Origin of the sequence: Alloyangia mangrovi, assembly GCF_002300555.2 — a bacterium.
GTDB lineage: Bacteria > Pseudomonadota > Alphaproteobacteria > Rhodobacterales > Rhodobacteraceae > Salipiger > Salipiger mangrovi.
In genome coordinates this window covers 37,003-45,450 of sequence record NZ_NTHN02000046.1, presented here as the reverse complement: position 1 = coordinate 45,450, position 8,448 = coordinate 37,003, and the positions used below count along the sequence as shown (strand labels likewise).

Genomic DNA, 8,448 nt, shown 5'->3' with positions numbered 1-8,448 from the left:
CGCCGGTGAGGCCCCCCCGCCGACCCGTCGCCCATGCCCGCGCCGCTGGAGATCCCGGCGCCGCTGCAGGACCCGGAAGTGCCGCAGATGCAGCGCGGCGGCGGTCTCATCGGGCGGCTCTTCGGCAAGTCCCAGCCCGCCGCGCCGGTGGTGCGCCGGGCGCTTGACGACGAGATGATCGAGAGCCTCGAGGAGCTGCTCATCGCCTCTGACATGGGCGTGGATACCGCGCTTCGCGTCACCTCCAACATCGCCGAGGGGCGCTATGGCAAGCGGGTCTCGACGCAGGAGATCAAGGAGCTGCTCTCGGCCGAGGTCGCGAGGATCATGGACCCCGTCGCCAAGCCGCTGCCGCTCTATGCCAAGAAACCGCAGGTGGTGCTGGTGGTGGGCGTCAACGGCTCGGGCAAGACCACGACCATCGGCAAGCTCGCCAGCCAGTTCCGCGCCGCGGGCAAATCGGTGGTGATCGCCGCCGGCGACACCTTCCGCGCCGCCGCGGTCGAGCAGCTGCAGATCTGGGGCGACCGCGCCGGGGTGCCGGTGCTGACCGCGCCCGAGGGTTCGGATCCGGCCAGCCTTGCCTTTGACGCAATGACCAAGGCGCAGGCCGAGGGGGCCGATCTGCTGATGATCGACACCGCGGGCCGCCTGCAGAACCGCTCGGACCTGATGGAGGAGCTGGCCAAGATCGTTCGCGTCATCCGCAAGAAGGACCCCGATGCGCCGCACAACACGCTCTTGGTGCTCGATGCGACCACCGGGCAGAATGCGCTGCGGCAGGTGGAGATCTTCCAGCAGGTGGCGGATGTCTCGGGGCTGGTGATGACGAAGCTCGACGGCACCGCGCGCGGCGGTGTGCTGGTGGCGCTGGCCGACAAGTTCGGCCTGCCGATCCATGCCATCGGTGTCGGCGAGCAGATCGACGACCTGCAGCCCTTCGATCCCGAGGAATTCGCCGCGGCGCTCACCGGGCTCGAGAAGGGCTGAGCCCGGGAGGGGCGGGCCTACTCCTCGCTCCAGCCCATCTTGCCCTCGACGAAGCGCAGCAGCGTCAGCACCACGAGCACGATCACGGTTGTCATGGCGGCGAGCGGCATCTGCCCCGCGCCGCAGCCCAGTCCCACGGCGCCCGCGAGCCAGAGCGAGGCGCCGGTGGTGATATTGCGGACCTTGCCGCCAGAGGTGAAGATCAGCCCGGCCGCCAGGAACGCCACGCCGGCGGTCACCGCCTCGATCATCCGCAGCGGGTCGTTGCGCTGTTCCGAGGAGCCGCCGAAGTCCATGGCGGCGAGTTCGAGGCCCAGCAGCACGAAGAGACAGGCGGCGACCGACACGAGGATATGCGTGCGCAGGCCGGCGGGCTTGCCGCGCCATTCGCGTTCGAGACCGATCAGCCCCGCCAGCACGATTGCCGCGAGCAGCCGGGCGAAGGCGCTCGCCGCGGGGATCACCGAGAAGGTGCCCCGGAATTCGTTCACGATGTCCTCGATCATCACGTCTCCTCCGCTGGTCGGTGATCAACGAGACGGCGGGCGAGGCAGTTCCGCCATTGAGAAGCCGTCGCCGCGAGGTTATCTCTGCTCTCGCACAAGGAGACCCGCATGGCCACGAAGCAGATCAACCCCTTCCTCAAGTCGGCGCTCGAATTCGGACCGGTGCTGGCCTTCTTCGCGGCCTACCTGCTGCTGAAGGACAACACCTACGTCATCGGCGGGCGCGAGTATCAGGGCTTCGTGGTGGTCACCGCCGGGTTTATCCCGCTGATGCTGCTCTGCACCGGCATCCTGTGGAAGCTGACCGGGCACCTCTCGGCCATGCAGGTGGTGACCGCGGTGCTGATCGTGGTCTTCGGCGGGCTCTCGGTCTGGCTCAATGACGAGCGCTTCTTCAAGATGAAGCCGACGCTGATCTACCTGCTTTTCGGCTTCGCGCTGCTGGCCGGGATCCTGCGCGGCGAGAGCTACCTGCGCAAGGTCATGGAAGGGCTGATGCCGCTGCAGGAGGAGGGGTGGATGATCCTTACCAAGCGGATCTGTGCCTTCTTCTTCGGGCTGGCGGTGCTCAACGAGATCGTCTGGCGCACGATGAGCACCGAGAGCTGGGTCTATTTCAAGACCTTCGGGCTGACCGCGGCGGTCTTTGTCTTCTTCATGACGCAGAGCGGGCTCTTCAAGCGCTACGCGCTCGACGCCGACAAGGAGTGAGGCGCCTCTTCACCTGACGAGAGGGCCGGGCCCGGGACCGCTGGTTCCGGGCTTTTTGCTGCGCGTGCAGGCTCCGCCGTGGAAGTCCCTGACAGGCGGGGTCTTTTTCGCAGCGCCAACGCGGGATGCAGGTAACCCTTAGGGAAGCTATGCGCCCGGCGCATGGCGGGCCTGATGAAAACAGTCAGGCACACGACTTCCGCCCATCCACTGATTGCGTTAACCGGACCCATTCCGGAACAAAACTGTTCCCGACGCAATGAAAGACGAAATAAAATGTCCCTCTCAGACGCAGCCTACAGTGGCTCGCGCGCCGGGGCCACGCCGGCGCTCAACTCTCCGGCCAAGGTCCTGACCGCGAGCCTCGTCGGCACGACCATCGAATTCTTCGACTTCTATGTCTACGCGACCGCCGCCGTGCTGGTCTTCCCGGCGCTGTTCTTCCCGAGCAGCGATCCGATGACCGCGCTGCTGGCCAGCTTCGCCACCTTCTCCATCGCCTTCTTCGCACGCCCCTTCGGCGCGCTGGTCTTCGGCCACTTCGGCGACCGCATCGGCCGCAAGGCGACGCTGGTCGCGGCGCTGCTGACCATGGGCATCTCGACCGTGGTGATCGGCTTCCTGCCGAGCTACGAGAGCATCGGCGTCATCGCCCCCCCTGCTGCTGGCACTCTGCCGCTTCGGCCAGGGCTTCGGCCTTGGCGGCGAATGGGGCGGAGCGGTGCTCATGGCCACCGAGAACGCGCCTGAGGGCAAGAAGAACTGGTACGGCATGTTCCCGCAGCTCGGTGCGCCGGTGGGCCTGTTCCTGTCGTCGGGCCTGTTCTGGATCCTGCTGCACTTCATGAGTGAAGAGGCGCTGCTGAGCTGGGGCTGGCGGATTCCCTTCGTCTCGTCGCTGCTGCTGATCGCCGTGGGCCTCTGGGTGCGCCTGTCGATCACCGAGACGCCGGACTTCCAGAAGGCCATCGACAACGAGGAGCGCGTCGCCGTGCCTGCCGTGGAGCTCTTCAAGAACCACAAGGTCTCGATCGTGCTCGGCACCTTCGTGGCGCTGGCGACCTTCGTGCTCTTCTACATCTGCACCGCCTACCTGCTGAGCTACAACGTCAAGGTCGTGAAGATCCCCTTCACCGACGCGCTGGCGATCCAGATCTGGGGCTCGGTGGTTTTCGGCGCCTTCATCCCGCTGGCCGGCCTGCTGGCCGAGCGCTTCGGCCGCCGCGAGATCCTGACTCTGACCACGGTGCTGATCGGCCTCTTCAGCTTCCTCGTGCCGGTGCTGATGGTGGCGAACGAGGCGCGGATCATGGGCTTCGTGACGCTGGGCATGGCGCTCATGGGGATGACCTACGGCCTCATCGGCACCGCGCTGGCGGCACCTTTCCCGACCCGCGTGCGCTACACCGGCTCGTCGATCACCTTCAACTTCGCCGGCATCTTCGGCGCCTCGCTCGCGCCCTATATAGCGACCTGGCTGCAGTCGACCTACGGTCTTGCCTACGTGGGATACTACGTGCTGGCGGCAGCGGCGGTCACGTTGCTCTGCATCTTCGCCAGCGGCAAGGGCAAGGTCTGAGGCGGATCGCCTGACGGATCGGAGAAGGGCGCCGGGCTTCCGGCGCCCTTTTTCGTTGGAGCATTTGGGGGCGCCGAGCGAAGCAGCGCTCCGGGCCGAAGAAGAAGGGCGCAGCCTTGGCGGCTGCGCCCTTTCGTGTCTCTCGCGCCGGGCGCGCTTACTCGCCCTTGGGGGGGCTCCGCATCCGGATCGGCCTTGCCGACGCCCTTGAAGACGAACTTGAAGGGCAGCATCCACAGGAACCCGAGGAAGACGTAGACCGCGAATTCCAGCCAGATCGGCGGGCGGTTAAGCGCGTTGACCACGCTGACCGCCGCGACGATGTAGAGCGGCAGGCCCACCAGCAGGATCACCAGCGACCAGCGGCGGCGGGATTTGTAGCTGAGGGCCATACCGGGCTCAGTCCGCGAAGGGGTCGGTGACAAGGATGGTGTCGTCGCGCTCGGGCGAGGTCGAGAGCAGCGCCACCGGGCAGCCGATCAGTTCCTCGATGCGGCGGACGTATTTCACCGCAGCACCGGGCAGGTCGTTCCAGCTGCGCGCACCCTCGGTCGACTCGGACCAGCCTTCCATTTCTTCGTAGACCGGAACGCAGCGCTGCTGCTCCTCGGTGGCGATGGGCAGGTGGTCGAGCATCTGGCCGTCGAGCTCGTAGCCGGTGCAGATCTTGATGGTCTCGAAGCCGTCCAGCACGTCGAGCTTGGTCAGCGAGATGCCGTTGACGCCCGAGGTCACACAGGTCTGGCGCACCAGCACCGCATCGAACCAGCCGCAGCGGCGCTTGCGGCCGGTGACGGTGCCGAACTCGCGGCCACGGGTGCCGAGGCGGTTGCCGTCCTCGTCATCCAGTTCGGTCGGGAAGGGGCCTTCGCCGACGCGGGTGGTGTAGGCCTTGACGATGCCCAGCACGAAGTCGATCGCGCCCGGGCCGATGCCGGTGCCGGTGGCCGCCTGGCCGGCGATGACGTTCGACGAGGTCACGAAGGGATAGGTGCCGAAGTCGATGTCGAGCAGCGCGCCCTGGGCGCCCTCGAAGAGGATGCGCTTGCCGGCGCGGCGCTTCTCGTTGAGCACCTTCCAGACGGGGCCGGCATACTCGAGAATCTGCGGCGCGATCTCGTTCAGCGCGGCGAGCAGCGCGGCGCGGTCGACCGGCTCCAGCCCGAGGCCGCGGCGCAGCGCGTCGTGGTGCAGCAGGGCGCGGTCGACGCGGGTCTCCAGCGTCGCCGGGTCAGCAAGGTCGGCGACGCGGACCGAGCGGCGGCCCACCTTGTCCTCATAGGCCGGGCCGATGCCGCGGCCGGTGGTGCCGATCTTGGTGCCCTTGGTGGCCGCTTCCTCGCGGGCGCGGTCGAGCTCGCCGTGGATCGGCAGGATCAGCGGGGTGTTCTCGGCGATCATCAGCGTCTCGGGGGTGATCTCGACGCCCTGCGCGCGGATCGCGGCGATCTCCTTCACCAGGTGCCACGGGTCGAGCACCACGCCGTTGCCGATCACCGACAGCTTGCCGCCGCGCACGACGCCGGAAGGCAGGGCGTTCAGCTTGAACACCTTGCCGTCGATGACGAGCGTATGGCCTGCATTGTGGCCCCCCTGGAAACGCGCAACCACGTCGGCCCGCTCCGAGAGCCAGTCCACGATCTTGCCCTTGCCTTCGTCGCCCCACTGGGCGCCCACGACGACCACGTTAGCCATTGCTCACCTGTCCTTTTGCCGGCGGTTCAAACGGGCTCCGTATAGATCCGCGCGCGGGCGGTGGGAACCATCAAATTGGCGATTGTCGGGCGCGGCTCGAAAGAATTCGGCCCAAGGAGGGGGCGCTGCCCCCTCGGCGCTGCGCGCCTCACCCCCGGGATATTTCGCCTAGAAGAATGCGGTGCCGACGGGGCTCAGGGCAGCAGGTGCAGCCAGGCCCAGGTGGTGAGGATGCACAGGCCGGTCGCCAGCAACACCGAGGAGGCGGCGACGCGCTTGGCGCGACCGTAGAGGTTGGCGAAGACATAGGCGTTCACGCCGGGCGCCACCGAGGCGGTGACCACCGCCGAGCGGAACGCGTCGGTGGGCAGGGCGAAGGCGGTGCCGAGCGTGTAGGTGATCAGCGGGTGCAGCCCGAGCGAGAGCGCGCAGACGAAGAGGATGGTGCGCAGGTCGCCCTCGGGTCGGTAGCGGAAGAGCACGCCGCCGAGCGCGAAGAGCGCGCAGGGCAGCGCGGTGCGGGTGACCAGCCCCAGCGCTTCGGTCACCGGGTGCGGCAGCTCGACCTTCGCGAGGTTGAAGATTATGCCGATGCTGATGCCGATGACCATCGGCGTGCGGAACAGCGAGCGCAGGATGGTCAGCGGCAGGCGGCGCAGCTCGGTGCCGCGGGCGCGGGCGAGTTCCATTGTGGTGATGCCGATGGCATAGCAGAGCGGCGAGTGCAGGGCGATGATCGCGTAATTGCCATTCAGCGCGTCCTCGCCAAACGCCTGCTCGGTGATCGGCAGGCCGATCAGCAGCGAGTTGGAGAAGAGCGCGCAGAAGCCGATGACCACGCTGTCTTCCCAGTCGCGGCCGAAGATGAGCCGCGCGCCGAACAGGCCGACAATGAAGCAGGTGATCGCGCCGGCGTAGAAGGAGAAGAGCAGATCAAAGCGGAAATACTCGCCGAGGTCGAGCTGCCACATGGCGCGGAACAGCAGACAGGGCACGGCGATGGTCTGGGCAAAGCCCATCAGCCCGTCGATCGCATTGTCGGTCAGCAGCTTGCGCCAGCTGGCAAGGTAGCCCGCGCCGATGACGATGAAGACCGGGAGGATGACGTCGAGGAGGGCTTGCATGGACCGAGAGCTTTCACATTGCGCGGCGGGCGGCGGGCGGCCTCCGGCGGGCGGACTTGGAAATGGACGAGGGGGCCAGGTGCCGCGGGGCGGCGGGACGGATTGCGCGGCGCTTCTCCTCAGAGCGCATAACGCAGGACCATCCCGTCATAGGCCGGGTGGATGTGTTCGGCGGTTTCCGCCGCCAGGGTCTCGTAGTCGAGATCGATGTGCATGTTGGTGAGCACGGCCTCGCGCGGTTGAGCCCGAGCGATCCATTCCAGCGCCAGGTCGAGATGCGCATGGGTCGGATGCGGGGTGCGGCGCAGCGCGTCGACGACGAAGCAGTCGAGGTCCTGCAGGTGGGCCCAGGCTTTCTCGGGGAGGCGCACCACGTCGGGCATGTAGACCAGCCCCCCCGATGCGGAAGCCGAGCGCGTCGATGCTGCCGTGATCGACCTTGATCGGGGTCAGCGCAATCGCGCCGCCGGCGCCCTCGATGCTGAAGGGGCCCTGGATGGAGTGCAGGTCGAAGATCGGCGGGTAGGGGCTGCCCTCGGGCTGCACGAAGGCATAGCCGAAGCGCGAGATCAGGTCGTTCTGGGTGTCGCCATCGGCCCAGACCGGCAGCCGCGAGCCGCGGTTGAAGACGATCTGCCGCAGGTCGTCGAGCCCGTTGGTGTGGTCGGCGTGGCCATGGGTCCAGACGGCGGCGTCGAGATGGCCGATGCCGGCGTCGAGCAGTTGCGCGCGCATGTCGGGCGAGGTGTCGATCAGCACACGTGTGGTGCCGTCACGGGTTTCGCGCTCGACAAGCATCGAGCAGCGGCGGCGGGTGTTCTTGGGGTTCGAGGGGTCGCAATCGCCCCATTTGCCGCCGAGTCGCGGCACGCCGCCCGAGGATCCGCAGCCGAGGATGGTGAAGCGCAGCTCGCCCTTCATGCGGTGCCGCCCGTCGCGGGGGACCAGGCCGCGGCCTTGGCGAAGAGGCGCTCGAAGTTGGCCTCGGTGGCGGCGGCGAACTCCTCGAAGCCGAGGCCGAAGGTCTCGGCGCCGACCTTGGCGGTGTGCACCGTGTAGCCCGGCTCGTTGCGCTTGCCGCGGTAGGGCGGCGGCGCGAGGTAGGGGCTGTCGGTCTCGACGAGAATGCGCTCGAGCGGGGCGGCGGCGAAGATGTCGCGCAGCTCCTGCGACTTGGGGAAGGCGGCGATGCCGGACATCGACAGGTAGAAGCCGCAGTCGAGCGCCGCACGGGCCAGCTCGGCCGAGGAGCTGAAGCAATGCATGACGCAGTTGTAGGGCTTGCGCCTGTGGGCCTCGGTCAGGATGCGGGCCATGTCGTCATCGGCGGCGCGGGCATGGATGATCAGCGGCAGGCCGGTCTCCTGCGCAGCCTCGATGTGGATGCCCAGCGAGACCTTCTGCACCTCGGCGCTCTCGGCGGTGTAATGGTAGTCGAGCCCGGTTTCGCCGATGCCGACGAACTTTGGGTGCTGCGACAGGGTGATCAGCTCGTCGACCGTGGTGGCAGGCTCTTCGGCGGCGCTCATCGGGTGGACGCCGAAGGTGTAGAACACCGGGTCGTTCGCCTCGGCGATGGCGCGCACCTTGGGCTCGTTCGCGATCCGCGTGCAGATGGTGACCATGCGGTGCACCCCGGCCTCGAGCGCCCGGGCGATGACCTCGGGGCGCTCGTCGTCGAAATCGGGAAAGTCGAGGTGGCAGTGGCTGTCGGTGATCAGGGGAGTGGTCATGAATGCGTCCTTTGCGCGCAGGTATCAGACATGCGCGGGGCAGGGTCAAGGAGGGGGCGGCCCCGCGCATGGCCCGCGGGCCACGGTTGCCGGATGCGCGGGCAGGGATG

At 67.6% G+C, this 8,448-nt stretch carries 7 protein-coding genes and 3 pseudogenes; 4 read left to right on the top strand and 6 right to left on the bottom strand.

Translation table 11 applies throughout. The features are described 5' to 3' along the window. Nucleotides 1-15: 15 nt before the first annotated feature. Nucleotides 16-990: pseudogene (gene ftsY / locus CLG85_RS20385) on the top strand (signal recognition particle-docking protein FtsY); the annotation flags it as partial. 17 nt (nucleotides 991-1,007) lie between these two features. On the opposite strand, the gene CLG85_RS20380 reads toward ftsY, so the two are convergent. Next, nucleotides 1,008-1,496, bottom strand: a complete 489-nt coding sequence (locus CLG85_RS20380; RefSeq protein WP_095883034.1) for an MgtC/SapB family protein — start codon at nucleotides 1,494-1,496, stop codon at nucleotides 1,008-1,010. 108 nt (nucleotides 1,497-1,604) lie between these two features. Between CLG85_RS20380 and CLG85_RS20375 the strand changes: the two genes are divergently transcribed. From CLG85_RS20375 to CLG85_RS20365, 3 genes are all read left to right on the top strand, one after another. Then, nucleotides 1,605-2,207: an inner membrane-spanning protein YciB gene (locus tag CLG85_RS20375; protein WP_095883033.1), complete on the top strand. Its 603-nt coding sequence runs from the start codon at nucleotides 1,605-1,607 to the stop codon at nucleotides 2,205-2,207. Between the two features lie 276 nt (nucleotides 2,208-2,483). Continuing rightward, on the top strand, nucleotides 2,484-2,957 hold the full coding sequence (locus CLG85_RS20370; protein WP_260349919.1) for an MFS transporter: 474 nt from the start codon (nucleotides 2,484-2,486) through the stop codon (nucleotides 2,955-2,957). Continuing rightward, on the top strand, nucleotides 2,866-3,786 hold the full coding sequence (locus tag CLG85_RS20365; protein ID WP_311735016.1) for an MFS transporter: 921 nt from the start codon (nucleotides 2,866-2,868) through the stop codon (nucleotides 3,784-3,786). The genes CLG85_RS20370 and CLG85_RS20365 overlap by 92 nt, the downstream gene beginning before the upstream one ends. Nucleotides 3,787-3,962: 176 nt before the next feature. Here CLG85_RS20365 and CLG85_RS20360 read toward each other — a convergent pair. The 5 genes and pseudogenes from CLG85_RS20360 to CLG85_RS20340 all read right to left on the bottom strand — a co-directional run. Beyond that, nucleotides 3,963-4,178 (bottom strand): annotated as a pseudogene (locus CLG85_RS20360) (DUF2842 domain-containing protein); the annotation flags it as partial. 7 nt (nucleotides 4,179-4,185) lie between these two features. Next, complete coding sequence (locus tag CLG85_RS20355; RefSeq protein ID WP_224844689.1) at nucleotides 4,186-5,481, bottom strand: adenylosuccinate synthase; 1,296 nt, start codon at nucleotides 5,479-5,481, stop codon at nucleotides 4,186-4,188. Between the two features lie 194 nt (nucleotides 5,482-5,675). Continuing rightward, on the bottom strand, nucleotides 5,676-6,605 hold the full coding sequence (locus CLG85_RS20350; RefSeq protein ID WP_095881000.1) for an AEC family transporter: 930 nt from the start codon (nucleotides 6,603-6,605) through the stop codon (nucleotides 5,676-5,678). A gap of 119 nt (nucleotides 6,606-6,724) precedes the next feature. After that, nucleotides 6,725-7,526: pseudogene (locus CLG85_RS20345) on the bottom strand (MBL fold metallo-hydrolase). After that, nucleotides 7,523-8,338, bottom strand: a complete 816-nt coding sequence (locus CLG85_RS20340; RefSeq protein WP_095880998.1) for a TatD family hydrolase — start codon at nucleotides 8,336-8,338, stop codon at nucleotides 7,523-7,525. The pseudogene CLG85_RS20345 and the gene CLG85_RS20340 overlap by 4 nt, the downstream one beginning before the upstream one ends. Between the last annotated feature and the right edge of the window lie 110 nt (nucleotides 8,339-8,448).